Here is a 26638-nt window from a genome sequence, read left to right on the forward strand (position 1 = left end):
TCGCACGAAACGGCCGAAAGACGCGAAGGTGCCCTCGAACCAGCGGCCAGGTGTCGGCGTTAGGGTCGAGTCACCGCACAGTCGTGAACGGCCCCGTCTCACGAGGACGGGCCGCGATTTGCCTCCGGGAGCATCCATGGGCGTCTTCCAGACCAACCACGAACAGGTCGTGTTCTGTCACGACCAGCAGTCCGGCCTGCGGGCCATCATCGCCGTCTACTCCACCGCGCTGGGACCGGCGCTCGGCGGCACCCGCTTCTACCCCTACGCGTCCGAGGACGAGGCCCTGCACGACGTGCTGGAGCTCTCGCGGGGCATGGCCTACAAGAACGCGCTCGCCGGCCTGGACCTCGGCGGCGGCAAGGCCGTCATCTGGGGCGACCCGGACAAGGACAAGAGCGAGCCGCTCCTGCGCGCCTACGGCCGCTTCGTGCAGTCCCTCGGCGGGCGGTACTACACCGCCTGCGACGTGGGCACCTACGTGCGGGACATGGACGTCGTGGCGAAGGAGACCCGCTTCGTCACCGGCCGCTCGGAGTCCCACGGCGGCGCGGGCGACTCCTCGGTGCTCACCGCCTACGGCGTCTTCCAGGGCATGCGGGCCGCGGCCGAGCACCGCTGGGGCGCGCCGACGCTGGCCGGCCGCCGGGTCGGGATCGCGGGCCTGGGCAAGGTCGGCAAGCACCTCACCAAGCACCTGCTGGACGACGGCGCCTCGGTGGTCGCCACCGACGTGTCCGAGCGGGCCCGGGACTGGGCCCGGGAGACCTATCCCCAGGTCGACCTGGTCGACGGCAACGACGACCTGATCGCCGCCCCGATCGACGTCTACGCCCCGTGCGCGCTCGGCGGCGCGCTCAACGACGACTCCGTCCCGCTCCTGCGCGCCAAGATCGTCGCCGGCGCGGCCAACAACCAGCTGGCCCACCCCGGGGTCGAGAAGCTCCTCGCCGAGCGCGACGTGCTCTACGTCCCCGACTACGTGGTGAACTCGGGCGGGGTCATCCAGGTGGCCGACGAGATCGAGGGCTTCAACTTCGCCCGGGCGAAGGAACGTGCCGGACGGATCTACGACACCACGAAGCAGATCCTGGAGCTCGCCTCCGTCGAGGGCGTGCCCCCGGCGCATGCCGCCGACCGGCTCGCCGAACGGCGGATGGCCGAGGTCGGAAGGCTCCGTACCATCCTGGTGTAGCCATGTGCGGGAGCTCGCGGCGGGCGTGACGACCCGTCGACCGCGGTGGTGCTTACCCGGCGGGTACCCGACCGGTCCGGTCGGGTAAGCAACGCCACCGAAATGGTCGGCAGGGGCGAGATGCCGAAAGGTGCCCTCGACATGTACCGTAAGAGCCACGAGAGATGCCTGACGTTGTCGGGGCCTGCCGGTAATGGCTGCCCCGTAATTCTGTGCGAGGGGGTCGAGCCATGGGGCGCGGCCGTGCGAAGGCCAAGCAGACTAGGGTGGCCAGGGAGTTGAAATATCACTCGCCTAACACCGACCTCGAAGCGTTGCAACGAGAGCTCGCGGCGGGCAGCCCTAAGTCAAGCGACGACTACGCCGAGTATGACGGGGTCGACGAAGAGGCTGACGACGAGGACGACTACGACGACTCCCCCAGCGACGGTGATTGGCGCTCACGGGGTCGTTGACCATCGCGCGCCCAGTCTGGCTCGAACGACTCTGCGCGTCGACTCAGACCGGGCGTAACCCGGCTCACGGGCACGTGGACAACCACGTGCCCGAGTCGTGTCCACAGCACCCGCACGGCGGTCGTTCTCTCGACGGCCCGCCATGCGGGTGTCTCGGCGTAGCCATCGCCCGAGTGAGTTCCCACCCGCTCGCGGCAACCGGAGGCGGTGCAGCGGTGCACCGCCTCCAGTGTGGGTGGACCCTGCGTCGGGGCCGTGGTCCTTACATCCGGCACCGTGCGTCGATGTCGCCTGCCCGCATACGGCTACCTGGGACGGTTGTTCCAGTTGTAGAACGTCGGGATGTTCTCGAAGTGGTTCCACGCGCACACGGCGCTGGTGCCCTCCGGGTCCGTGGTCTCGGCACGGGCGGCCCGCGCGGCGGCGGCCTCGTCCAGCAGGGTTCTCAGGCCGTCGGCGGCCCGGTGAACGCGCTCGGCGACGGTGTCGACGGCTGGGTCAGCGTGCTCCGGCATGGTCCAGCACTCCCTCCAGAAGGCGAATCTTGCTGTTTCGGCAGTGATTCGTCTCGGTACCGTCGAATCTGCCGTGCTCGAAGTAGCGGTTGGCCGCGTGGGCGCCGCCGCAGAACCCGAAGTAGGGGCAGCTGCGGCGGCAGGCCTCGACGCCGTTGAGGTACTCGCCGATCCACGGGGCCGAGCCCGCCGCGCCGGCCAGGATCTCCGCCAGCGGGGTCGTCAGCACACTGCCCGAGGAGAAGTCGCCGTACCGCGGGTCGGTGAAGCCGGCCAGCTCGGGCGAGAGCAGGAAGACGCGCCCGTCCGCGGCGATGGTCGGGATCGGGTCGAGGGCACCCGGCAGCAGCCCGTCCGCGCGGTGGTCGAGCACGGCGCCGGCGTACCGCAGCGTCCACTCGATCTCGCGGACGTGGATGCGCGGATCGCGGCGCCATGCGGCCACGAGCTCGGCCCAGAAGGAGCGCACGGCCTCGTCGGCGAACGCGTTCGCCCGGGCGTTGACGCCCTCCTGCTCCTCGATGTTGATGCCCAGCACCTCGCAGCCGAGGTCCAGGAAGTACTCGTAGAGCTCCGCGGCCAGCCCGGGCCGGGGCTCACTGACCACGCAGAGCGCCGAGAAGGGCAGCCCGTGGCGGCGCAGCGCCTCGATGCCGTGCTGGATCGCGCGGTACGCCGGAATGCCCCCACGGTTCACCCGCTGCCCGTTGCGGCCCTCGGGCCCGTCGACGCTGACGCTCACCCGCATGTCGTGCTCGGCGAAGAACTCGCACCAGGCGTCGTCGATGAGCGTGGCGTTGGTCTGCACGTGGTGCTCGACCCCGGCGAACGGGGCCATGAGCCCGGCGAGCGCGTCCCGGCCGGCCGCGAGGGGCTCGCCCGCGTGCCAGACCACGGAGAAGCGCCGGTCGGCGGCCGCCCAGGGGTTCACGGAGGCGGCGACCGCGGCGGCCACGGCCGGGCTCATCCGCTCGTTACGCGCGCGGAATGGCAGGTAGCAGTACGTGCAGTCGAGATTGCACAGGGTCGTCGGCTGCATGACGACATACCCAGGGATCGGCGAGATGCCCTGCATGCCGCTCCACGACACCGCCCCCTCCTCCTTTTGGGCGTAGGGACGTGTCGCTTCAGCCTAGGTCTATCGCGGCGCCGCGGTAAGCCCCAGTTGATCGACTACGCGAGTTCGCACATTCCGACACATACAGAAACGCGGACGGGGGCGGTGCCGGTTGCACCACCCCCGCACGAAAGACCGGGTCAGCCGCGAGTGTGCGAGCCGACCATCTGCACGGTGCCGGTGCCCTCGATGACCTCGCCGACCTGCCAGGCGTCGAGGCCGCGGCCGGCCAGGAAGGCCAGGGTGCGGTCGGCGTCCTCGGCGGAGACCACGGCCATCATGCCGATGCCCATGTTGAAGGTGCTCTCCATCTCGGTGTCGTCGATGCGGCCCTTCGTGTGCACCAGCTCGAAGATCGGCTGCGGGCGCCACGTCGAGCGGTCCACGACGGCGTCGACGTGCTCGGGCAGGACCCGGACCAGGTTGCCCGGGATGCCGCCGCCGGTCACGTGCGCGTACGCGTGGATGTCGGCCTCCTTGATGAGGTCGAGGCAGTCCTTCGCGTAGATGCGGGTCGGGGTGAGCAGCTCCTCGCCGAGCGTGCGCTGCTGGCCGAACTCGTCGATCACGCTGTCCAGGCGCATCCGGCCGGCGCCGAGCAGCACGTGGCGGACCAGGGAGTACCCGTTGGAGTGCAGGCCCGTCGAGCGCAGCGCGATGACGGCGTCGCCGACCTCGACCCGGTCGCGGCCGAGGATCGCGTCCTCCTCCACGACGCCGACGCCGGTGCCGGAGATGTCGTACTCGTCCGGCCGCATCACGCCCGGGTGCTCGGCGGTCTCGCCGCCCAGCAGCGCGCAGCCGGCGTAGCGGCACCCGTCGGCGATGCCGGCGCCGATCTCCGCCACCCGGTCCGGCACGACCTCGCCGCAGGCGATGTAGTCGAGCAGGAACAGCGGCTCGGCCCCGCACGCGACGAGGTCGTCCACGACCATGGCGACGAGGTCGATGCCGACCGTGTCGTGGATGCCCATGGCCTGGGCGATCGCCAGCTTGGTGCCGACGCCGTCGGTCGAGGAGGCGAGGATCGGGCTCTTGTACTTCTTGAGGTCGAGCCGGAACAGCCCGGCGAACCCGCCGATGTCGCCCATCACCTCGGGCCGGTGCGTGCGGTGCACCTTCGTGCGCAGCAGCTCGACGGCCTTTTCCCCGGCGTGGATCGACACACCCGCGTCCGCGTAGGTCACGGTCTTGCGGCGGCTCCGGCCGTTGCCGGCGGTCCACAGTTGCCGCTCGGGGGTGCTGCCCTGACCGGACTTGCCGGTCTCGTCGGCGCGCTCGTCCACGTGCGTCACTTTCTCCCCTTTGATTGCCTCTGCGGGCGGCTTTGATGGGTGGGCGGTCACGGGCGCAGCAGTGCGCCGGAACCTCCGACGCTGGCGGCGACACTCGGGACACCGTCAGCGGTGGTCGGCGCGGCCCCCGCAGCGCGCGCGACACCTTCCAGGACGTGCTTGCCGATCACATTGTCGGCCGGAAGCTCGATCGGATACTGCCCGTCGAAGCAGGCGGCGCAGAGCCGGCTGGCGGGCTGCTCGGTGGCGGCGATCAGGCCCGGCAGCGACACGTAGCCGAGGGAGTCCGCGCCGATCGAGCGCCGGATGCCCTCCAGGTCGAGCCCGTTGGCCAGCAGCTCCGCGCGGGTGGCGAAGTCGATGCCGTAGAAGCAGGGCCACTTCACGGGCGGCGAGGAGATCCGCACGTGCACCTCGATGGCGCCGGCCTCGCGCAGCATGCGCACGATCGCGCGCTGGGTGTTGCCGCGCACGATCGAGTCGTCGACGACGACGAGGCGCTTGCCCCGCACGTTGTCGCGCAGCGGGTTGAGCTTGAGCCGGATGCCCAGCTGGCGGATGGTCTGGGACGGCTGGATGAAGGTCCGGCCGACGTAGGCGTTCTTGACCAGGCCGTGGCCGAACGGGATGCCGGACTCCTGGGCGTAGCCGATCGCGGCCGGCGTGCCGGACTCGGGCACCGGAATGACCATGTCGGCCTCGACGTGGTGCTCGCGCGCCAGGGTGCGCCCGATCGCGACCCGGGCCGCGTGCAGGTTGCGGCCCGAGATGTTGGTGTCGGGGCGGGCGAGGTAGACGTATTCGAACAGGCACCCCTTGGGATCGGGCGTGCCGAAGCGGCTCGAGCGCAGCCCGTGCTCGTCGATCGCGATGAGCTCGCCCGGCTCGATCTCGCGCACGATGCTGGCGCCGCAGATGTCCAGGGCGGCGGTCTCGCTCGCCACGACCCAGCCGCGCTCGAGGCGGCCGAGCACGAGCGGGCGCACGCCGTTGACGTCGCGCGCGGCGTAGAGGGTGTCCTCATCCATGAAGACGAAGCTGAACGCGCCGCGCAGCGTCGGCAGCACCTCCATGGCGGCGGCCTCGACGGAGAGGTCGGGCCGCGCGGCCAGCAGCGCCGTCACCAGGGCGGTGTCGTTCGTCGCGTTGATCGCGTCCGGCTCCATGTCGGGCAGCTCGGCCACCCGGCGGGCGAGCTCCGCGGTGTTGACGAGGTTGCCGTTGTGGGCCAGCGCGATGGTGGTGCCCGCCCGGTCGTCGCCGGCGCGGGTCGAGCGCAGCGTCGGCTGCGCGTTCTCCCACGTGGAACCGCCGGTGGTCGAGTAGCGCGCGTGGCCGATCGCGATGTGGCCGCGCAGGCTCGCCAGGGTCGGCTCGTCGAAGACCTGCGACACCAGGCCGAGATCCTTGTAGACCACCACACCGGATCCGTCGGACACCGCGATGCCGGCCGCCTCCTGGCCACGGTGCTGCAGTGCATACAGCCCGTAGTAGGTCATCTTGGCGACCTCTTCGCCCGGCGCCCAGACGCCGAACACACCGCACTTGTCCTGGGGACCTGGACGCTGGGGGTCGAGCTCGTGGCTCAACCGGCCATCGCCTCGGGGCACTTGCCGCTCCTGTCGTCGCAGTTGCCATGGGGGTGGCTGAAGTGAGGACGGTGGGTGGGTGTCGGCGAGATGGCTATCTGGTTGACATCAGCCATCCGACCGCGGGCTGGTCGACGCCACACGCTGGGTCGCCGTCGCGAAGGCCAGTGTACGCGAGGTTTCGGGCATGACGCAGAGCGACGAATCGAAGCCCTTCGGTGACTCGACCGTGTGCCGATTCGCCGGGTTACAAGGGCAGATAGGCGGATAAATCCGCCCGAACCCCGCTCGCGCGAATCTTCCCGGCCGTGACGGCTTCATGCCACGATTTCCGACCCGTGGCGATCTCGATCCACGTGACCGGGTCGGTCTCGACGACGTTGGGTGGCGTACCTCTCGTATGTCTCGGCCCCTCGATGCACTGAATCGCGCCGTACGGGGGAACGCGCACCTCCACCGAACGTCCGGGTGCTCGTGTCCGCAGGTTGGCGAGGAGTTCCCGGACGGCGTCACGAACCGCGATCCGGTCCGGAGCGGCTCCGTCGTTCAGGGCATCAAGGACGGATTGCACCGTGTCGGAATATCGGTGCGGAGTGGACATAGCCGGACGATACGACCGCTTGTATCGAGCTGGCAACACGACGCGGGTTTCGCCGACCCCTGCGGACAGGGCATAGTTTGCTGCGGCGCACCATGCAAGGCGAGTCTCGCTCGCATGTTGGACCATAGACAGACATGCTCGGCAGCGACGCTCGGGTGAAAGTCAAGATCCGGAGGGGTGTGGACGTGACCGCGCACCGACGAACCCTGCTCCTCAGAGCGGGGACGGTGGCTGTTCTGGCTGCAGGCGCTCTGATCGGCATGGCGGCACCGGCGTATGCCGACGCCACCGTAGTGATCAGTGGCGCCCCAGATGTGACACTGACCGTAGGCGGCGGAGCGCAGACCGTCAATGTCCAGATCAAGAACACCGGCGATACGCCTCAGCTGACGCCGGTCAAGCTCACCATCGACATTCCCAGCGACCTCGGCCTCACGATCTCGAGCAAGCCCGGCGGCTGCGACGGCAGCGGCACCCACCTCACCTGCACGATCGACGGGCCCCTCGGGAAAGACGCGACCAAGAACCTGCCGGTCGGCATCGCCCCGCCGGCGCAGAGCTCGATCCCGGCCGGGCAGAGTAAAAAGGGCAGCGGCCAGGTGATCATCACCGACGGCGGCTCCGACACCAAGGGCTTCAGCGCCACCCTCAATGCCCAGGCCGCCGCGCCGACGACGCAGGCCGCGCCGACCACGGTCACCGAGGTCTCCGGCACCATCACCGACTCGCAGACCGGCAAGGGCATCAGCGGCGCCACCGTGGTCCTCGCCGACGGCAGCGGCAAGGAAACCCAGATCACGTCGGGCTCCAGCGGCTCCTTCAAGTTCACCGGCAGCGAGGCCAAGCCGATCGCGCCCGGGGCGATGACGATCACGGTCGGCGCGGGCGGCTACGAGAACTCCAGCCCCAAGTCGGTCACCGGCACGGCCGGCAAGGCCACGACCGGGGTCAAGATCGGGCTCGTGGTGCTCGCCGACACCGCCTCGGCGGCCCCGCTGCCGAGCGCGAACGACAACGCGTTCGCCGACGGTCAGTCGGCCGGCGGCGTCGTGCCGCAGAACACGGCCACCAACAACGCCTCCAACAACAGCGGCGGCGGGGTCTCCTGGATCCTGATCGCGCTCGGGGTGCTGCTGGTCGGCTTCGGCATCGTGGCGATCGTGCTGCTCCTGCGCCGTCGCGGCGATGACGACGACGAGCCCGAGGACGAGCCCGCGCCGCGCCGCGGCGCGCCCGGCGTGCGCCCCGGCTACGGCGGCCCGCAGGCCGACCCGACGATGGTCGGCGCGATGGGCCCGGCCCCGACGATGATCAACCGGGGCGGCAACAACGACGCCACCGCGATCGTGCGGCCTGGCCGGGTCTTCGACGACGTTCCCCCGGACCCCTACGGCGCGCCGATGCCCGGCCCGGGCGGCTACCCGTCCGCGGGCGGCTACGACGACCGCGCCGGCTTCGCCAGCGGCGGATACAACGGCGGCGGGGCCAACGGCTACGGCGGGCAGCAGGCGCGCCCCGCACCGGGCCCGGCGGTCGACCCGTACGCGCCGGACTACAACGGCGGCGGGGGCGGCGGCTACGCGGACTCGACCCAGCGCTACGAGCCCGGCGGCAACGGCTACGGCGGCGGGAACAACGGTTACAACAACAACCCGGCGACCGGCGGCAACAACTACGGCGGCGGCCAGGGCGGCCAGGGCGGCTACGGCGGGAACAACGGCTACGACGGCGGGGCGCAGGGCGGCGGCTACGGCGGCGGCCAGCGCGACCGCGGCGGCTACGAGGGCCCGCCCACGACCATCGGCGGCTTCGGCGGCGGCGACCACGGCGGTTACGACGGCCCGGCGGCCGGCGGCGGCTACGGCCCCGGCGGGGATCGCGGCGGCTACGGCCCGGGCAACAACGGCGGCGGTGGCGGCGGGTACGACGACCGCGGCGGCTACGGCCCCGGCGGCGGCGACCGCGGTGGTTACGACGGCCCGTCGGCGGGTGGCGGCTACAACCCGGGCGGCGACCGCGGCGGCTACGGCCCGAACGGTGGCGGCGGCGGTGGAAACAACGGCTACGACGACCGCGGCGGCTACGGCTCCGGCAACGGCGGTGCCGGCGGCGGGTACGACGACCGCGGTGGTTACGACGGCCCGTCGGCCGGCGGCGGCTACAACCCCGGCGGCGACCGCGGCGGCTACGGCCCGAACGGCGGCGGTGGCGGCGGCTACGAGGACCAGCCCTACGCGGGCCGCGGCGGCTACGGCCCCAGCGACCGCGGCGGCTACGAGCCGGCCTCGGGCTACGAGCGCGACGGCTACGAGCGGGTGCCGGAGCCCCCGCGGGCCGGCAACGGCTACGGCCCGAACGGCGGCGGTGGCGGTGGCGGCGGCGAGTACGACCAGCGCGGCGGCTACGGCCCGAACAACAACAACGGCGGCAATCGCCGCTCGCTGGACTGGCTCGACGACTAGCCGGCGGAATCAGTGAAGAGGGGCGGCCCGGGTGGCCGCCCCTCTTGCTGTCTCAGGCATCCTCGGCGGAGTCGCCGTCGCCGTCGGTGGCCGGCTCGGCGTCAACGCGGTCCCGCAGGTCGAGGTCGTTGCGCGTGTTGCGCAGATCCACGGCGTGCCGCGGAACGTACTCGTCCTCGTCCGGGCGGCGCAGAACCTTCGTGTGGCGTCGCATCATGTGCAGGTATCCCCGTGGCTATGTGACGGTGGGTGTGGCGGCGCGGCAGGCGGCGTCGAGCTCCAGGCTCAACGGCGCCGAATGCCGCGGGTGCGTCACCCGGAGCCAGCGCACCTTGCGCAGCATCCGGGTCGCCGGGCCGGCGGCCCGGTGCCGTGCAACGTGGCCGATGCCGCTTCGTTGAAAACTCACGCTCCTGAGTGTGCGGGGACGGACACGAGTTCGTTAGACCACGAACAGTCCGGAGACGGCGACCGTCCGGATTCCCCTGGAAGTAGGTGAGTACCTGTTCTCGGCGGGCTGAGTAGGCCTCGCTCAGCGCGACGATCTCGATTACTCAAGCGGCACCGGCGTCAATCCAATGGGGTACGCCGTACGCCCGCCCGAAGCGAGCAGGTCCGGTGATGGTGTCCGCGTCCGGGCCGGTGCAAAGGTGAGGGCAATACCGAAATGGTCAGCCGAAAGGGGTTGGTGCGGATAGCGGTTCACATCTCGTGTGCTGGGGGTGGCCCACGAGAGGAATGGGTGGGCGGCGGTGTCCGCGCGGGGTGCCGCCGCCCATTCATTCACCGATTCGGCGAGTTCAGGAGACTTCAGGAGACACGGCGCATGTGCAGGCGGACCGTCGTTCCCGGGCCGCCGGTGCGCATTTCGAGCAGATCGCAGATCTGGCGCGCGATCCAGAGGCCGTGGCCCTGGCCGGCCTGCGGATCGGAGCGCAGGAATCCGAGGAAATTGTCCAGCGCCCGGCCCTGGTCGACGATCTCGCAGATGACCCGGCGATCGGTCGCCCACAGGCGCACCTCGCCCCGGCCGGCGCCGTGGCGGACCGCGTTCGTGGCGACCTCGTTGACCGCGAGCGTGAAGTCGTCGAGGCGTTCGGCCGGCACGCCGAGACGCACCGCGTGGTCGGCGATGAACTGCCGTACCGATGCCATCTCCGTGAAGTCGGGGAGCCATTCGACGTCCCGATCGGGGCGCGGCAGCAGCGCGGCGTTGCGCTCGGCGTAATAGGAGGCCGGGTCGGCGAAGGTGGCGCTGACCTCGCTCTGCCCGCCGATCGCGAGCGCCGGGTGGGTGCGCCGGGCGTCGTCGACGATTGCGGCCGGCAGGGTCCGGGTGTCGTACCCGCACATCAGCCACGCCCGCGAGTCGGCGAGGGCGACGTTCATGACGGACTCGTACCGGCCCCACTCCGACGTCTCGAGCGGGTCCAGCCCGGCCCAGACCGGCTCGCCGAGCACCCGCAGGATGCCCGTCGGCCCGGGCAGCGCGTCGATGCGCCGGTGGTGGGCGTCGAGCGTGCGGCCGGGGGAGTCGAACCAGCCCGCGGCCGGCAGGAAGGTGACCCGGCCCGCGTCGCCGCCGATCTGCTCGCGCAGCAGGGTCTCGTTCTCGTCCGAGGTGACCGCGAGCACCGAGTCCCCCCGGTGCAGCCCCTCGGTCACGAACGGCACGGCCGCCGCGAGGAAGACCGCGGGCGAGTCGAAGACGAGGGCCTGGTGGATGAGGTTCACAACTGCTCGTCCGCTTCTTGGAGCGTCCAGCGCGCGATGCGCAGGACCTTGCGCATCGAGCCGGGCATGTGACGCACCAGCACCCGGCGCTCGGGCGCGACCGACTCGGCGAAGCGCACCAGCGCCCGGATCCCCGCCACGTCGATGAAGGTGAGCTCGGCGAGGTCGAGCACGATCAGCGGCTCCCCGGTGGGCCAGTCCGCCGCGTGCGTGAGCGCGTCGGCGAGCGGCGCCGCGGTGGAGTCGTCGACGACGCCGATGATGCGCAGCCCGCGCGGCGAGTAGGTCGGGACGATCCGCAGCCGCCGGTCGTCGTGCAGCGGGTCGATGCAGACCACGCCGTGGTGCACGGACACGAGGCCGCTCAGGTCCGCCCGCTCGAAGAGCCGTTCGTCGTACTGGCACACAGCCGCCAGATCGCCCGAGTCCACGACGGTCTCGGAGACCCCGGTCTCGTACTCGTGCAGCCGCGTGGTCCCCGGCACCCCGCGCAGCGCCCAGCTCATCTCGCCGGTGAGCCACAGCCCCTGGAAGCCGGCCGCGCGCGCGTCGCGCACCGCGTGCCGGATGCCCCCGACGACCTCGGCCGGGTCGAACCCGTCGTGCCCGTCGGCGGCGCGGACCTCGAGCTGGCCGCGGGCGATCGCGAGCGCGCCGTCGACGCCGCGGGGGCCGAGCCAGTCGTCGAGCACCTCGGGGTGGGTGCGATCCGAGAAGTACAGGACGCGCTCACCCCGCCGCAGTCCGTCGGCGATGAACGCGGAGACCACCTCGCGCTGCTCGGCATCGCTGGCGAAGGGCAGGCACAGATGATCGCCCGGGCGGACTCGCCCGGCGTGGGTGCTGATCGGTTCGCTGATGTGTTTCAACCTACGCGGTCTACCCAGATGGCGTGGTCAGCGAAACTTGCTACCTGCCGGGGGTTTGGGGGGCGGAGCCCCTCATGGCCAGGACCGTGCGTGAACTGAACCCGATTTATCGGATGCAACAGGTGGTGCAGACCTTCGGAGTGGGCAGCGTGAAGGCGAGGCAGCAGGTTTTGCGCTGGATGTCGAGCCCGCCGCCGGCTCGCGGCGTCAGCTCGACCAGGTCGTCGGCGTCCAGCACCCCGAGGATTCGGTGCGCGATGTCCAGCGTGGGCCCCGGCAGTGAGTCGGCGGCCCGGGACAGGCCATAGGCCACGCCCGACGCGACAGAACCCCACAGCGTCCGCCGCCCGATCCGGACCCGCTTGCGGAACTCCTCCAGCAACGGCTCGAGATGCGCGTCGACCAGCGAGCGCCGCAGCACCCCCAGCAGCTCGTCCTCGTCCTCGACGATGAGCAGCCCGGGCGCGTCGGTGGCCACGATCGGGTCGGTGGCCAGGACCGCCGTCACCGGGGAGCGCAGGGCGAGGGTCAGGAAGGGCCTGGGTTCGCTGTACCGCACCAGCACGTGATCCGGCGTCATGAGCGGGACCCGGCGCGAGGCGGCGAAGCCGAGCACGGCGGGCAGCGCGCACCAGTAGGAGTAGCACTTCCACGCGAGCGCGGCGGCCGCGTGCGGCTGGGCGCTCCAGCGGCGGGCCGCGGTGTCGAGCAGGTCGCTCACGTCGATCTCGGCCGCGGGGCCCCACTGCGGGCCCTGGACGCCGACGAGATCGGGCACCAGCCCCTGGAGTGAATCTTTACCGTGCCGATTCCGCAGCGCGGCGAGCGTTGCGACGACCGGCCGGAGGGGTTCGACCCCCTCGCGACTGATGAGCGCGGTCACGTTCGGTCGCCGAACTCGGCCGGGGGCACGACGCGCGGGCACCGCGGCGCGGCGTCCGTCGTGTGCGTGCGGATGGTGCTCACCACCGTTGCGTACCCCCAGAAGTGCATGCCAAGCGCCCACGATACAGCTATTAGGTAAGGCTAACCAGCCTCATCCTGTCGCGTTGCGGCAACCGGCATGTCGTAACGTTGCGTCACTGGGATGACGGCGGGTGGTGACGAAAATTGGTTGATCAAGACCGATCGAGCGGTGGTGTCAACCATTTTGTCAGGAATCTGTCCGGCTGACCTGGTCAACAGCCGGACTCGTGGACACTAACCGGACAGGGGCCGTCTCCCTGTAGGGCTGGACCGGACATGACCACGAGCGACCCTTCTCCCGTGCAGCGGGCGGCGGAGGCGTTCGTCGCAGAGTTCGCGCGGTGGCGCGTCGAGCGCGGCATGTCCAAGAAGCAGCTCGCCGCGGCCATGGGCTTCGACGCCTCCTACGTCAGCCACGTGGAGGCCGCCCGGCACCGCCCCACCGAGGACTTCGCCCGGCGCGCCGAGGCGATCCTGCAGAGCGGCGGCTCGGTCTGGCAGCGGTACAAGGAGTACGACGAACTGCGGGCGACCGCGCGCAGCCGCGTGGGCGTGCCCGGGCGCGACCCGCCGGTGCCGGACCAGTGGCTGCCGCCGGGCACCGGTCTCGTGGTCGAGCGCGAGACGGCGCGGCTGTCGTACGTCGACGGGAAGTACCGCTGCACGGTCCGCCGCGCGCTGTACAACGCCGGCACGGAGCCGATCACGCGGTACCTCGTGCGGATCTCGGTCGACCGCTACCCGGACGACCCGGCCCGCTCCAACCGCCACCATCACGATCACCCGCTCTCCCTCGACGAGCTCTCGCTGGTCGCCTCGTGCGCCGGGGAGCCCATGGAGTGGCGGGCCAAGACCGACCGCGACACCCTCAAGGAGCTGTGGCTGCTCTTCGAGAACGCGCAGGGGCGTTTCCCGCTGTACCCCGGGCAGCGCACCACCATCGCGTACTCGTGGCACATCGGCATCGACAAGTGGGGCAACTGGTTCGAGCGGGCCATCCGCCTGCCCACCCGCCACCTCACGGTCGAGGTCGAGTTCCCGGCCCGCATGCGGCCGGTGGTGTGGGGCGTGCAGACGTCGCTGTCGGCCGAGGAGGTGCCGCTGCGCACGCCGATCACGCAGGAGCTCTCGGAGGACGGGCGCGCGGTCTTCTCCTGGCACACGGAGGCGGCCACGCTGCACGACTACTACCGGCTCGAGTGGCGCTTCCGGGGCAGCCGGCCCGAGGGCGCCGTGGAGGACACCGACGACTGGCCGGACCCGCCGTTCGTCCCGCCGTCCGCGCACCAGCTCTCCGCCTGAGCCGTCGCGGGCGGCGGTACGCCCGATCTGTCCCTGGGGGACCATGCGGCCGACATCGGCGTGCAACGATGCGGCCGGACCCGCATCTCGTGGGCCCCAACGGGGAGTCGACATGTCTGGATCTCGGTCCGTCCGTAGGACCATCGGTAGAACCATCCGCCATCTCATCGCCACACTGGCCGTCGTGTGCGCCGCGACCGTCGTCGCGCCCGCGGTCGCCGCCCAGGCCGCCGCCGCCGACAAGTGTCACGGGAAGCTCGCCTTCGGCGAGATCGCCACCTGCTCGTCGATCACGTATCCCAAGAAGGACGTCTACACCGTCACCACCACCAGGGACGGCGATCAGCTCCAGGCGTCGTTCACCTCGACCGGCACCCCGGTCATCCCCGACGTCACCGATGCCGCGGGCGTCCACCTCTGCTACCTCAGTGTCTACCCGTCGCAGTGCCGGCTCGGCGCGGCCGGCACCTACACGATCACGGTGTCGCTGCAGTACAGCGGCCAGGCGAGCTTCCGTGTGTCGGTGCAGTCGATGCTGACCCCGGTGGGCTGCACGACCCTGCCCAACGCGTTCTTCTCCTTCGCCTCCACCGGTGCCACCGAGAGCGTGGCCGCCGGGTCGGCCGGCAACTGCTTCAAGTTCAACCAGGCCGCCGGCAGCGTGCTGCGGGTGTGGTCGCCCAACGGCTACCCCGCCTCCATGCGCGGCATCGTCTACGACGCCGGCCTGCAGGCGGTGTGCCCGTACCAGTCCGGCACCTGCAACCTCACCGGCACCGGGCCCTACACCCTGTTCACGTACGAGGACTACGGCAACGCGGCCACCTACCGGCTGCACATCACCCGGCTCTCGCACCCGGCCGGCTGCGGCGCCCTGGCGCTCGCGGCGTTCGGCGACCCCGGCACCGCAGCCGGGACCGGCACCCTGTCCGAGATCGACGCGATCGGCTGCCACCGCGTGCGCATGCCGGCGGCCGGCGCCTTCGGGGTCCGCCTCTCCGACGCGCAGAACGTCTCCTGGAACGTCTACGACGACGCCGGCGCGGTCGTGTGCCAGGGCTACAGCCAGCGCTCCTGCCACGTCGGCGCGGCCGGCGACTACAGCGTCATCACCTCGGGCAGCGGCTACAACGCGCCGGGCAGCTACCAGATCGCTGCGCCGGCCCTGTTCCGCGGCGCCGGCTGCACCCCCGCCGGCGGGCTGTCGTTCGCGCCCGACGCGATCCTGGTCCACCAGACGTCGGCGGTGCAGACCAACTGCCAGACGTTCACCGCCAACGCCGGCGACCGGGTCCAGGTCTTCCGGGCGCCGACGGAGTACAACGGCCTCGCCACCTGGATCACCGACGCCGGTGGCCAGCCGCTGTGCACCGACTACAGCAACGAGGACGGCTGCGCGCTGCCGGCCACCGGGCAGTACCGCATCGTCTCCTACATCGCCCCGTGGAACGCCGGCGCCACCGACCAGACCTACAAGGTGCAGCCGCGGCGGCTCAACCAGGCGGCCGGCTGCCCGGTCGTGAAGGTCGGCGCCTACAACGCCGCGCCCGCCGGGGCCGCCGGTCCGATCCGGTGCCGGACCCTCGACATCAAGACCCCCGGGGTGTACATCGGCGCCGCCTTCGACGCGCAGAACTACCAGACCTACGGCTCCGTCTACGACTCCACCGGCCACCGGGTGTGCGACGACAGCACCTACTGCCCGATCGGTACCGCCGGGAGGTACACGATGGTGCTCAACAGCCGCGACCCGAACTCCGTTCTCGACAACGACTTCGTCTACACGACCAGCCTGCTGCCGTTCCAGCCGGCGTCCTGCCCGACGATGGGCGTCGACGGCTACGGCGGGCCCAACCTGACCTCGGCGTTCACCGCGCCCGGCCAGGTCCTGTGCCGGCAGGTGACCGGCGGGGCGGGCGGCCGCATCGTCGAACTGCAGCCGACCGACGCCACCGGCGCCGCCAACCCGACGATGTTCGTGGCCGACTCCACCGGCAACCACGTCTGCGACGACTCGTGGTCCCTGCGCGGCAGCAGCTGCGAGCTCACCGACACCACGGCCAACTACCTGGTCCTGAGCGCTCGCCCCGGCGCCGCCCCCGGCCCGTTCTCGATCGCCCTGGCCCGCGTCGACGGCCCGCCGGCCTGCCCGGCCCTGCCGCGCGGCCCCGCCGCCACGGCGACGACGGGCGCGAGCCACTTCGTCGCCTGCTACACCATCCCGGCCGACCAGCACGGCGCGCAGGAGACGTTCACGGTGCAGCGCACGTCGGGCAGCGGCACGGCGACGCTGTCCGTGTTCGACGCGACCGGCCTGCGCTACTGCGGCCCGCGCTACGGCGTGGAGTCCGCCCCGACCACCTGCAGCGGCCTGCCGGACGGGCCCGTCACGGTGCTCGTCGAGGTCGGCTCCGCCGACGCCACCTACACCTTCGCCCACAGCCAACCCACGTCCTGACCGCCGACGCCCGCCCGGCCCCACGGCCGGGCGGGCGCCCGCGAAACGCAGCGCGGAGGGGATGGCTACGGTGTGTACACCGCTGGCGTGAAAAAGGTGTACTCCGCGTGAGACTCAGTCAAGAGCGTCGCTACGATGACGCGCGTGGCGGAAGCGGTCTTATTCGACCTCGACGGCACGCTCATCGACAGCGAGCCCATCTGGGCCTCCGCGAACACCGCCCTGGTGCGCTCCCGCCGCGCCGAGGTGACCGATGAGCTGCTGCGCGGCCTGAGCGGGCTCGATGCGACGGTGGCGATGCGGCGCATCCACGGGCACTACGGCTGGACCGGCCTCGACGTGCACGCCGACGTGGCGTTCGTGCAGCGGATGGTCCACGAGTCGTACGCCCGGGGCGTCCACTGGCTGCCCGGCGCCCGCGCGCTGCTCGCCTCCGTGCGCGCCGCGGGGCTGCGGGTGGCGCTGGTCACGTCGACCTACCGGGAGCTCGTGCGGTACGTGCTGCGCGAGGCCGGCCCGGGCACCTTCGACGCGGTCGTCTGCGGCGACGACGGGCACCGGCCCAAGCCCGACCCGGCGCCCTACCTCGCCGCGATGGACGCCCTCGGGGTCGCCGCGGCGGACTGCGTCGCCGTGGAGGACTCGGCCGTCGGCGTCGCGAGCGCGCACGTGGCCGGGTGCGCGGTGCTCAACGTCGCGCCGATGATGCGCTCCGACCTCGCGCACACCTGGGCGCCGTCGCTCGGGTGCGTCGGCGTCGCGGAGCTGCGGGCCGCCCTGGGCGCCCGGGCCGCGCTGACCGGGCCGTTCCCGCTGGGCATCGCGCCCAGCCCGGCGATCGCGCGCTGACCGCCGGGCGCCCCCCGGGTGGTCAGGCCATCGAGACGGTCAGCGCGCCCGGCTCCACGTGGTCCACGTTCAGGATGCCGCCCAGGTGGTCGACCTCGTGCAGGACGTCGCGGGCCAGGCGGCCCCGGTCGAAGGTGGCGATCGCCTCGTCGCCCGCGATGGTGCGGTAGCTGATCACGGCGGTCCGCGGGCGGCGCAGGGTGCAGCGGAAGTCGAAGAAGCTCAGGCAGCCCTCCGTCGCCTCCTCCCAGTCCGCGCGGGTGTCCGGGCCGACCTCGATGACCTGGGGGTTGATCAGCGCGAGCTGCGGGGCGCCCGCGGCGCGGAAGATCGCGATCGAGCGCGGCTCGCCGATCTGCGGGGCGGCCAGCCCCATCGCGCCCGTGCTGAAGTCGTGCACCCGCATGACCGCGTCGGCGGTCGCGGTCAGCCGGTCGAGGATGCGCAGCACCTCGTCGCGCTCCCGGGGCAGGTCGAAGGGGCGGGTCTTGGCCGTGAGCATCGGGTCGCCCAGCTGCACGATGCCGAGCGACGCCATCACCTCGCTCGGCCGCCGGGTGTCGGGGGCGAGGGCGTCGTTGGGCCGGAGGCCACCGTCCGAGCCGGGTGCGCTGCCGGGCCGGCGAGGCGCGGGGGCCAGGGCGGTCTTGCGGTCGTCTGCCACGTCGCTGGTCATCGCTGCTCCTTCAAGGGGCGGTTACTGCAATCGCCACGTGAATGGGCGCGAGCCAGTTGCGCAAAACGCCGCGGCCTGGCGGGGCCGCGGCGCGAAGAATCGTACGGGTACGAGTGCGGAAATGCGACGGCCCGGCTCAGCGCCATCCACCCAGTGTGAGCGGCGGTGAGCCGGGTGTGAACCCCTTTAGGTCTCGTTGAACGTGAATGAATGCGTGCGATTCTTATGCGCTTAGGTAACGTTTAGTGGCGACGGTGCTCAGTGGAGTTCGCCGGCCGCCGACAGGAACGCCTCCGCTACGTAAACGGTGATCCAGCGGGCCGGACGGCGATCGGCGACCAGGTGGAGGGAGGGGTCGAGGTTCAGCGAGCGGTACGCCCGCCGCATCGCGTCGTCGTCCAGGACCTTCGCCAGGCCGGTGACGTGCAGCCCGATCGCGCCGCGGGCGAAGTCGACGAACAACAGGCTGATGCGCGGATCGCGCTGAATGTCGGCGACCGCCGTGGAAAGGTTCGTGTCGTCGAACTCGGGCCACGCGAGACGATTCACGCTCAGTACGCGAACGAAGCCCGCGCCGCCGGTGACGAACGTGCAGTCGTGGCCGTCCTCCGGCTCACCGGTAGCGACGAACATCATCTCCTGGCGACGGACGAAGCTCTGCATCCGTTCGTCCAAAGCGGTTAGCACCTCGTGGTCGGAAAGGGTGGGCACGGACACCTCCGGGGTTGCGATCGCCTGTAGCCACGGTGGCACCGGCGCGCGAAACCAGCCGGACAGCCGGTGCGATCCCGCCGTTCGGTTGATGCGGCGCGCCTGTCCAGTGCCCTGGACCGGCGCGTCACGGGGAAATCCGGTGCCGAGCACGTCTCGTCGCACAGTCAGTGCGATGCGTGGTCTTCGCAGGTAGTGACGCTGATTCACACCACGGCACCGTCGTTTGACCGCGAAGGGCACCGATGAGCAATCTGTCGCGATTACTGAAGGAGAGTTGGACACTCGTCGAGGAGCAGCAGGACAAGCTCGCGAGCTACTTCTACGCGCGCATGTTCCTCAACAACCCGCAACTGCGGGACCTGTTCCCCGTGCACATGGACGTCCAGCGCTCCCGGCTGCTGGGTGCCATCGTCTCGGCCATCCAGACCGTCGATGACCCGGATCACTTCGAGGAGTACCTCCGGTCGCTCGGCCGGGACCACCGGAAGTTTCACGTGCAACCGGAGCATTACGAGATCGTCGGCGAGGCGCTGGTCGAGGCCCTGCGCACCTACGCCGGCGAGCAGTGGAACATCGAGTTCGAGCAGGCCTGGCGGGACGCCTACGCGAAGATCGCGGAGGTCATGATGGCCGGGGCCGAGGCCGACTCCGGCAACCCGCCCTACTGGCACGCCGAGGTGCTCCACCACGAGCGCCGCAGCCGCGACATCGCGGTGCTGACCTGCCGCCCGATGCAGCCGCTGGAGTACCGCGCCGGGCAGTACGTCAGCATCGAGACGAAGTACCAGCCGCGGCTGTGGCGGGTGTACTCCGTCGCGAACGCGCCCCGCAAGGACGGCTCGCTCGACTTCCACGTCCGCGCGGTGGGGGCCGGCTGGGTGTCGTCCGCCCTGGTCCGGCGGGTGCAGCCCGGCGACATGATCCGCCTGGGCGCCCCGATGGGCCAGATGACGCTGGACCGCCGCTCGACCCGCGACATCGTGTGCGTCGCCGGGGGCACCGGGCTCGCCCCGGTCAAGGCACTCATCGAGGAGATGACCCGCGCCAACCGGACCCGCTGGGTGCACGTGTTCTTCGGTGCCCGGGACCGCGAGGACCTCTACGACCTCGCCTGCCTCAACCGGCTGGCGGCCCGCTACCCGTGGCTGTCGGTGGTAGCGGCGACGAGCGACGACCCCGACTTCCCGGGCGAGCACGGCAACGTGTCCGACATCGTCGCCCGCTACGGGCCGTGGCAGGACCACGACTTCTTCGTCTCCGGCTCGCCGACGATGGTGCGGGCCACCCTGCGAACCCTGGCCGAGATGCAGGTGCCGGCCATCCGGATCAAGTACGACGCCTTCGGTGATGTCTGAACGCCGGCGGGCGGCCGATAGTGCGGTGACCGCCCGCCGGCGTTGAGACCAGTACAGTTGCGCCGTGATCGAGAGTGATCGGCTGGAACAGCGAGGCGTCCGGTCCGAGATCCTGCTCGTGCTCGGCGTCTCGCTGGGCAGTTCGGCGATCTACGCGATCCTCAACATCGTCAACCGGCTGACCTACGTCAAGCCCCTGTCGCAGCAGACCGCGACCCTGAATCCCACGGTGGTCGCGGACCGGCCCTGGCTCGACCTGCTCTATCAGCTCGCCGGCATTCTGCTTGGCGTGGTGCCCGCCCTCCTCGCCGTGCACATGCTGCGCCGGGCGCACGACCCGCTGGAGGTCGGCCTGGACGCGAGCCGGCCCGGCGGCGACGCGGTGCTGGGGGTCGGCCTGGCCGCGCTCATCGGGCTGCCCGGCCTGGGGCTGGTCTGGGCGGCCCGGCAGCTCGGCGTCAGCGCCCAGATCGTGCCCGAGGCGCTCGGCGACCACTGGTGGTCGGTGCCGGTGCTGATCCTCTCGGCCGTCGAGAACGGGGTGCTCGAGGAGGTCGTGATGATCGCGTACCTCCTCACGCGCCTGCGCGACCTGCGGCTGGGCTGGTGGACCGCGATCGTCGTCAGCGCCGTGATCCGCGGCTCCTACCACCTCTACCAGGGCTTCGGCGGGTTCGTCGGCAACCTGGTGATGGGGCTGGTGTTCGGCTACTTCTTCCGGCGCACCCAGCGCGTGATGCCGCTGATCGTCGCCCACTCGATTCTCGACATCGTGTCGTTCGTCGGGTACGCGCTGCTCAAGGATCATCTCGGTTTCCTGAGTTAGGGCAAATCGGGACAATTAGTCTGGCTGCGTGGGCCGAATCCTTCTCGTCATCACCCTGGTGCTGACCACCGCGTTCGCCTTGCCCTCGTCGGCCGGGTCTGCCAGCTCCGCCAAGGCGGAGACGACGCTCTACATCGTGCAGCTGGCCGGGGACCCGGCCCTGCGCACCGAGAGCGCCCGCGCCGCCGTGCGCGCGAACCGGGAGTCGGTGCTGCGCCGGTCCGGCATCGCCACCACGGTCGTGGACTACGAGACCGTCTTCAACGGCTTCGCCGCGGCCCTCACGCCCCAGCAGCGCGAGCGGGTCCAGCGCACCCCCGGCGTGCTACGGCTCTGGAAGAACGAGCGGCGCACCACGCAGACCATCTCCACGCCCGCGTTCCTCGGGCTGGACGGCCCGGCCGGCGTGTGGGCGAAGGAGTTCGGCGACCCCGCGCACGCCGGCGAGGGCATGATCATCGCGGACATCGACACCGGGTTCTGGCCCGAGAGCCCCAGCCTCGCCGCGCTGCCCGAGCCGCGCCCCGACCAGGCCGCCATCGACGGCAAGTGGAAGGGCGCGTGCGTCGAGGGCACGGGCACGGCGCAGCAGAAGGTCACCTGCAACAACAAGGTGATCGGCGCCCGCTTCTACGACAGCAGCGGCTTCGGCGACTGGAGCGGCGAGTTCCGGTCTCCGCGCGATTACGACGGCCACGGTACCCACACCGCCACCACGGCCGCCGGCAACTACAGCGTGCCGGCGACCATCAACGGCAAGCCGGTCGGGAGCGTCTCGGGCATGGCCCCGGCCGCCCGGATCGCGGTATACAAGGCGCTCTGGCGCCAGGAGGACGGCGAGGGCTCGGGCGGCACCGTCGACCTGCTGGCCGCCATCGACGACGCGGTCGCCGACGGCGCCGACGTCATCAACTACTCGGTGTCCGGCTCCAGCAGCCTGGTCGTCGACCCGGTCAGCCTCGCCTTCTACAACGCGGCCGCGGCCGGCGTCTTCGTCGCCGCGGCGGCCGGGAACGACGGCCCGGACGCGTCCACCGTCGCCCACAACGCGCCCTGGATCACGACGGTCGCCGCCAGCTCGCACGACCGCGGCTCGGACAAGAGCGTGACGCTCGGCGACGGCAAGACGTACCAGGGTGTCGGGCAGGGCGACGCGGTGCCGGACGCGCCGCTGGTCGACTCGGTGAAGGCCGGGCTGGCGAGCGCCCCGGCGGACCGGGTCGAGCTGTGCTACCCCGGCGCCCTCGACCCCGCGAAGGTCAAGGGGAAGATCGTGCTGTGCAAGCGGGGCGTGAACCCGCGCACCGACAAGAGCGTCGCCGTGCGTGACGCCGGCGGGGTCGGGATGGTGCTCTACAACCCCACCGAGAACTCCCTCAACGCCGACTACCACGTCATCCCGACAGTGCACGTGGACGACAAGGCCGGGGCGGCGATCAAGCAGTACGCCGGCGGAACCAACCCGCACGCGACGCTCTCCGCGACCACGGCCACCGTCGCCCGCGCGCCGGCCATGGCCGCGTTCTCCTCGGCGGGCCCGGCCGACGCCGGCGACGGGGACCTCATCAAGCCCGACCTCGCCGCGCCGGGGGTCGACATCGTCGCCGGCGTCTCCCCGGCCGGGCACCACGGCAACCTCTTCGACGGCGAGAGCGGCACCTCGATGTCGAGCCCGCACATCGCCGGCATCGCCGCGCTGCTGCGCGCCCGGCACCCGCGGTGGACGCCCGCCGAGCTCAAGTCCGCGCTGATGACGACGGCCGGGAACCTCGACAACACGGGCGCCTCGATCCAGCGGGGCGACCGGGTGGCCAACCCGTTCGACGACGGCTCCGGCCAGGTCCGTCCGGCCCGCGCGTTCGACCCCGGGCTCGTCTACGACTCGGGGGCGCAGGACTGGGCGCGGTACGCCTGCGGGATCGGCCAGATGCAGATCGCGAGCGACTGGTGCCCGGGCGTGGGCACCATCGACCCGAGCGACCTGAACTATCCGTCGATCGCGATCGGCTCGCTGCCCGGCACCCAGACCGTCACGCGCACCGTCACCAACGTGACGGACCTGCCCAGCGTGTACGTCGCCGCGGTGACGCCCCCGCCCGGCACCGCGGTCGAGGTCAGCCCGTCGACCATGACCGTGCCCGCGAACGGCACCGCGAAGTTCACGATCAAGGTGACGCGGACCGACGCGGCGTACCGCGAGTACACCTTCGGCGCGCTGACCTGGACGGACCTGCGCGGGCACGCGGTGCGCAGCCCGATCGCGGTGCGGCCCGTCGCCCTGACCGGCCCGGGCGAGATCACCGGCACCGGCGCCTCCGGCCACGCGACCATCGACCTGACGGCGGGCTTCGGCGGCACCGTCACCGCCCACCCCTACGGCCTCGCGGTGTCGAACGAGCACGCGCAGAAGCTGGTCGGCAGCACCGCCGCGTTCATACCCTCGTCGCCGGGTCTGTCCCCGGCCATCTTCAGCTTCGAGTTCACGCTGCCGCCGGCGGTCAAGCTCGCCCGGCTCGCGACCTACGACGCCGACGTGGCGCCGGGCACCGATCTCGACCTGTACGTCTACCAGGACGGCGAGCTCGTCGGGCGCAGCGACGGCACCACATCCGACGAGGAGGTGCCGCTGACCGGCGGATCCGGGACCTATCAGGTGTACGTCGTGCAGTTCGCGCTGCCCCCGACGCTGACCGAGCAGGTGGCGAAGGCGCACGTGTTCGCCGTCGGCGCCCCGGTCACCGGCAACCTCACGGTGTCGCCGAAGACCCGTCCGGTGGCGCCCGGCGACACCCTGCACTACGACGTGAACTGGCAGGGGCTGGCGCCCGACAAGCGGTACCTCGGGATGATCGAGTTCGGGGACGGGACGGCGGCGCGGGCCTGGACCACCGTGGCGGTCGGCCCGCAGCCTCCGACGATTCCGTGAGCCCCGCGGGCTACGCGACGAACTGGATCTTGAGCAGCATCTGGGCCAGGAACAGGGCCTGGGCCATGAGCGCCATGAACAGGTAGAAGCGCTCGAAGGTCCGGCTCCGGCCCAGCATGCCCAGGATGATGAAGGCGGGGAACCACTCCATCGCGATGCGCGGCGCTGACATCAGGTAGTTGGGCCAGCCGGCCTCGGTGCACAGGTAGACCAGGATCGGCACGGCCGCGTAGACCAGCAGGTAGTTCTGGTCGGGGCGGAACCCGAACCGGCTCTTGCGGCGCAGGGCGAACAGCAGCAGCGCGATGGCGCCGACCACCGAGATGAGGTTGAACAGCCCGAGCAGGCGCCAGTCCTGCAGGTAGGGCTTGTCGTTGAGCAGCTTGATGGTCTTCCAGACCGGCTCGCCGGGCCAGCCGTACTTGCGGTGCCAGCCGTCCTGGGCGTGGCTGAACGCCAGCCAGTCGCCGGTGATGCTGTGCAGGAAGATCGAGAAGGCGACGACGCCGGACGGGATGGCCAGGAACCCGAGCGCGTCCCAGCGGATCTTGCGGAAGCTCCAGCCGCGTTGCCGCATGTACTCGTAGGCGATCGGGGCGGCCAGGAGCAGGCCGAAGAGGCGTGTCGAGCCGGCGAGCGCGGCCGCGGCGTTGGCGACCCAGAAGTGGCCCTTGCGCGCGGCGTAGAGGGCGATGAGCACCAGCGCGATGTAGAGCGACTCGTTGTAGGCCGCGAAGAGGAAGAAGCCCGCCGGGAACGCGGCCAGGTAGAACGTCGTCCGGCTGGCGATCTTGTCGCCGAACTCCTCGTCCACGAGCCGGTGCAGCATCACCAGCGTGACCAGGGCGAAGAAGATGCTGATGGCCAGCGCCGCGGGCAGGGCTCCGCCCGGGAAGACCGGGTTCAGGAGCTTGATGAGGCCGGGGTAGAGCGGATAGAACGCCGGGGCGTAGTCGTAGAAGAGGTACCCGTCCTCGGCGATGCGGATGTAGAAGATGGTGTCGAAGCGGTACCAGGACCCGATGAGGTCGCTGACCCCCGGCGTCTGCCAGGGCGTCAGCCGGTAGGCGTAGATGTTGACCATCAGGTAGGCGGCCCCGGCGGCCAGCCACACCACGCCCGCGACCTTCAGCGAGGCGAGCCACGGCACCATCCACGGGCGAACCTTCGACCGCATCCGTGTCCGCCATGTGGGGGCGGCGGCCGGAGCGTCCGTGACTTCGAGGTCTGTCGATGCTCTGGGGGTGGTCTCGTCGATGGTCCTCGCCGGTGAATCTCGCTCACCGTGCAATGCATCGATGTCGATATCGTTCACGTCGGCAGCGTCAGATTCGATAGCGCCAGAGGGGAGCGACACGGGGCATGACTATACATAAGCGCTGTTCACGTTGCCCGCCCCCGGATCGGCCGCGATTGGTCTGCACAGTGACCAAGACGTTGCCGCTTCGTTTCGGGTTGCTGTCCACGGCGATATTCGAATCCACGACGACGGCGCTCCTCACTCCCCGTACACCCAGTTCTACCCCGCTCGCGCCAGCCGGAGTCCAGGCGTTTCAGGATTGGAAGCCGCGGTAGTAGCGCACCGCGCGGGCGGCCAGACGTTCGGTGCTGCGGGCCGCTGTGACGGATCCCACGACGAGCCCGGCGCCGGGCACGAAGCGCCCCGCGATCCGGGTCGCGGCGGCGCGCAGGAGGCCCGCCCCGACCATCCGGGCCAGCGGGCCGGAGAGGCGCTCGGCCGCGACGCGCCGGTTCGCCCGCCGGGAGGCCGGCCGCTCGGCGGCCCGCACCGCGGCCTCGGCGGTCTCGACGGACCCGTGCACCCGTTGCAGCACCAGCAGCTCGGCGGCGCGGCGGCGGTCCTCGGGGTCGTGGCCGTAGGCGGCGGCCAGGTGCAGCACGAGCTTGGCCTGCAGCCAGGCGACGCCGGCCGCCTCGACGACCAGGCCGGTGGGGCCGACGAGCCCGGCCGCGAAGCCCTGCCGGCGGGCCCGGCGGACGAACTCGTGGGTGATGGCGCGCGAGAGGGCGTCACCGTCGGCGTCGGGGTAGGTGAGCTGATACCAGGCGATGCGACGGCGGGCGCCGGCCCCGAGCCGCTCGACGGCCGCGAGGGCGAGACTCTCGGGGATGTAGGCGGGGTGGAATCCGTCCGTTTCGTGAGTTTGTTCAGCAACTGAAACGGGTTGCGGCGGTTCGACGGGCCGCGACTCCTCGATCACCGGGCGTGGGGTCTCGATGATCGGCTCGGGCTCCGGCGCGGTCGCGGCGGCTTTTGTGGCTTTCGTCACTGCCGCCTTCTTGGCGGGCGCCTTCTTCGCGGCCGGTGCCTTCTTGGCGGGCGCTTTCTTGGCGGGCGCCTTCTTGGCCGCGGCCTTTTTGACCGGCGCGGGCTCGGTCTCGGGCTCGTCCACGGGCGGCGTGACCTGCATGGGTGAGGTCGCCCGCTTCGGCGGGACGGCCTGCTTGGGCGGGGTGGCTCGAAGCGGGGTGGACTCCACGGTCGGGGCCGCCGGCGCGAAGGGCGTCGTCGCCGCGGGCGTGCGCGGTCTCGGCGGCGCCTTGGGCGTGTCGTCGCCGGGCGCGTCCGCCGGGGGCGGCTCGAACCGCAGCGCCGTGTCCCCGAGCTTTTTCGGCGGTACCTTCGAGTCCTCTCCCATCTGCAAGAGCGTAATGGCCAACCGCCCTGAGCACCCGTTCTGCGCTCAGGGCGTACCCGCTTTGCCCGGCTAGG

General features: G+C 71.2%; 22 protein-coding genes and 1 pseudogene. 9 read left to right on the forward strand and 14 right to left on the reverse strand.

Features of this window, described 5'->3' with window-relative positions; translation table 11 throughout:
• The first annotated feature begins 136 nt into the window (after nucleotides 1-136).
• Nucleotides 137-1195: a Glu/Leu/Phe/Val dehydrogenase dimerization domain-containing protein gene (locus tag AC6JBM_RS45560; RefSeq protein ID WP_497979893.1), complete on the forward strand. Its 1059-nt coding sequence runs from the start codon at nucleotides 137-139 to the stop codon at nucleotides 1193-1195.
• 230 nt (nucleotides 1196-1425) lie between these two features.
• Nucleotides 1426-1650: a DUF3073 domain-containing protein gene (locus AC6JBM_RS45565; RefSeq protein WP_350620607.1), complete on the forward strand. Its 225-nt coding sequence runs from the start codon at nucleotides 1426-1428 to the stop codon at nucleotides 1648-1650.
• 305 nt (nucleotides 1651-1955) lie between these two features.
• On the opposite strand, the gene amcA is transcribed toward AC6JBM_RS45565, so the two are convergent.
• The 5 genes from amcA to AC6JBM_RS45590 form a co-directional block, all read right to left on the reverse strand.
• Complete coding sequence (gene amcA, locus AC6JBM_RS45570) at nucleotides 1956-2165, reverse strand: multiple cyclophane-containing RiPP AmcA (protein ID WP_350620609.1); 210 nt, start codon at nucleotides 2163-2165, stop codon at nucleotides 1956-1958.
• Nucleotides 2149-3204 carry a cyclophane-forming radical SAM peptide maturase AmcB gene (gene amcB / locus AC6JBM_RS45575; protein ID WP_497979894.1) on the reverse strand — a complete coding sequence of 352 codons (1056 nt, stop codon included), beginning with the start codon at nucleotides 3202-3204 and terminating at the stop codon, nucleotides 2149-2151. The genes amcA and amcB overlap by 17 nt, the downstream gene beginning before the upstream one ends.
• A 218-nt stretch (nucleotides 3205-3422) precedes the next feature.
• The gene (gene purM / locus AC6JBM_RS45580; protein ID WP_350620611.1) at nucleotides 3423-4577 is read right to left on the reverse strand and encodes a phosphoribosylformylglycinamidine cyclo-ligase; all 1155 of its coding nucleotides are present in this window, start codon (nucleotides 4575-4577) and stop codon (nucleotides 3423-3425) included.
• A 47-nt stretch (nucleotides 4578-4624) separates the two neighbouring features.
• Nucleotides 4625-6187, reverse strand: coding sequence for an amidophosphoribosyltransferase (gene purF, locus AC6JBM_RS45585; RefSeq protein ID WP_497979895.1), 1563 nt, complete (start codon nucleotides 6185-6187; stop codon nucleotides 4625-4627).
• Between the two features lie 226 nt (nucleotides 6188-6413).
• Nucleotides 6414-6767 (reverse strand): sterol carrier family protein, encoded by a 354-nt coding sequence (locus AC6JBM_RS45590; protein WP_497979896.1) that lies wholly within the window; start codon nucleotides 6765-6767, stop codon nucleotides 6414-6416.
• A 599-nt stretch (nucleotides 6768-7366) separates the two neighbouring features.
• Between AC6JBM_RS45590 and AC6JBM_RS45595 the strand changes: the two genes are divergently transcribed.
• Complete coding sequence (locus AC6JBM_RS45595) at nucleotides 7367-9229, forward strand: carboxypeptidase-like regulatory domain-containing protein (RefSeq protein ID WP_497979897.1); 1863 nt, start codon at nucleotides 7367-7369, stop codon at nucleotides 9227-9229.
• Nucleotides 9230-9281: 52 nt separating this feature from the next.
• Here the strand turns inward: AC6JBM_RS45595 and AC6JBM_RS45600 are convergent, their stop codons facing one another.
• From AC6JBM_RS45600 to AC6JBM_RS45620, 5 genes are all read right to left on the reverse strand, one after another.
• Nucleotides 9282-9446 carry a hypothetical protein gene (locus AC6JBM_RS45600; RefSeq protein ID WP_350620617.1) on the reverse strand — a complete coding sequence of 55 codons (165 nt, stop codon included), beginning with the start codon at nucleotides 9444-9446 and terminating at the stop codon, nucleotides 9282-9284.
• A gap of 18 nt (nucleotides 9447-9464) precedes the next feature.
• A complete protein-coding gene (locus tag AC6JBM_RS45605; RefSeq protein WP_497979898.1) occupies nucleotides 9465-9638 on the reverse strand; it encodes a hypothetical protein in 174 nt (57 codons plus the stop codon).
• A gap of 401 nt (nucleotides 9639-10039) precedes the next feature.
• Nucleotides 10040-10963 (reverse strand): anti-sigma factor RsbA family regulatory protein, encoded by a 924-nt coding sequence (locus AC6JBM_RS45610; RefSeq protein WP_497979899.1) that lies wholly within the window; start codon nucleotides 10961-10963, stop codon nucleotides 10040-10042.
• Nucleotides 10960-11832: an MEDS domain-containing protein gene (locus AC6JBM_RS45615; RefSeq protein ID WP_497979900.1), complete on the reverse strand. Its 873-nt coding sequence runs from the start codon at nucleotides 11830-11832 to the stop codon at nucleotides 10960-10962. Before AC6JBM_RS45615 ends, AC6JBM_RS45610 begins: the two co-directional genes overlap by 4 nt.
• 106 nt (nucleotides 11833-11938) lie before the next feature.
• Nucleotides 11939-12610, reverse strand: coding sequence for a hypothetical protein (locus AC6JBM_RS45620; protein WP_497979901.1), 672 nt, complete (start codon nucleotides 12608-12610; stop codon nucleotides 11939-11941).
• A 464-nt stretch (nucleotides 12611-13074) separates the two neighbouring features.
• Here AC6JBM_RS45620 and AC6JBM_RS45625 point away from each other — a divergent pair.
• The 3 genes and pseudogenes from AC6JBM_RS45625 to AC6JBM_RS45635 form a co-directional block, all read left to right on the forward strand.
• Nucleotides 13075-14028: pseudogene (locus AC6JBM_RS45625) on the forward strand (helix-turn-helix domain-containing protein); the annotation flags it as partial.
• 256 nt (nucleotides 14029-14284) lie between these two features.
• Nucleotides 14285-16558 (forward strand): hypothetical protein, encoded by a 2274-nt coding sequence (locus tag AC6JBM_RS45630; RefSeq protein WP_497979902.1) that lies wholly within the window; start codon nucleotides 14285-14287, stop codon nucleotides 16556-16558.
• A gap of 135 nt (nucleotides 16559-16693) precedes the next feature.
• Nucleotides 16694-17407: an HAD family hydrolase gene (locus AC6JBM_RS45635; RefSeq protein ID WP_497979903.1), complete on the forward strand. Its 714-nt coding sequence runs from the start codon at nucleotides 16694-16696 to the stop codon at nucleotides 17405-17407.
• Between the two features lie 22 nt (nucleotides 17408-17429).
• On the opposite strand, the gene AC6JBM_RS45640 is transcribed toward AC6JBM_RS45635, so the two are convergent.
• Both AC6JBM_RS45640 and AC6JBM_RS45645 read right to left on the reverse strand, forming a co-directional pair.
• Nucleotides 17430-18083: a peptide deformylase gene (locus AC6JBM_RS45640; protein ID WP_497979904.1), complete on the reverse strand. Its 654-nt coding sequence runs from the start codon at nucleotides 18081-18083 to the stop codon at nucleotides 17430-17432.
• Between the two features lie 258 nt (nucleotides 18084-18341).
• A complete protein-coding gene (locus tag AC6JBM_RS45645) occupies nucleotides 18342-19004 on the reverse strand; it encodes a pyridoxamine 5'-phosphate oxidase family protein (protein ID WP_497979905.1) in 663 nt (220 codons plus the stop codon).
• A 35-nt stretch (nucleotides 19005-19039) separates the two neighbouring features.
• Between AC6JBM_RS45645 and AC6JBM_RS45650 the strand changes: the two genes are divergently transcribed.
• From AC6JBM_RS45650 to AC6JBM_RS45660, 3 genes are all read left to right on the forward strand, one after another.
• Nucleotides 19040-20152, forward strand: a complete 1113-nt coding sequence (locus tag AC6JBM_RS45650; protein WP_497979906.1) for a globin domain-containing protein — start codon at nucleotides 19040-19042, stop codon at nucleotides 20150-20152.
• 64 nt (nucleotides 20153-20216) lie between these two features.
• Nucleotides 20217-20978 carry a CPBP family intramembrane glutamic endopeptidase gene (locus AC6JBM_RS45655; RefSeq protein WP_350620635.1) on the forward strand — a complete coding sequence of 254 codons (762 nt, stop codon included), beginning with the start codon at nucleotides 20217-20219 and terminating at the stop codon, nucleotides 20976-20978.
• Nucleotides 20979-21006: 28 nt separating this feature from the next.
• Nucleotides 21007-23904: a S8 family serine peptidase gene (locus AC6JBM_RS45660; RefSeq protein WP_497979907.1), complete on the forward strand. Its 2898-nt coding sequence runs from the start codon at nucleotides 21007-21009 to the stop codon at nucleotides 23902-23904.
• 10 nt (nucleotides 23905-23914) lie between these two features.
• On the opposite strand, the gene AC6JBM_RS45665 is transcribed toward AC6JBM_RS45660, so the two are convergent.
• A complete protein-coding gene (locus AC6JBM_RS45665) occupies nucleotides 23915-25057 on the reverse strand; it encodes a mannosyltransferase family protein (protein WP_497979908.1) in 1143 nt (380 codons plus the stop codon).
• Between the two features lie 400 nt (nucleotides 25058-25457).
• Nucleotides 25458-26564: an EcsC family protein gene (locus AC6JBM_RS45670; protein ID WP_497979909.1), complete on the reverse strand. Its 1107-nt coding sequence runs from the start codon at nucleotides 26562-26564 to the stop codon at nucleotides 25458-25460.
• Nucleotides 26565-26638 lie beyond the last annotated feature (74 nt).

The sequence above is a fragment of the Dactylosporangium thailandense genome, from assembly GCF_059739745.1.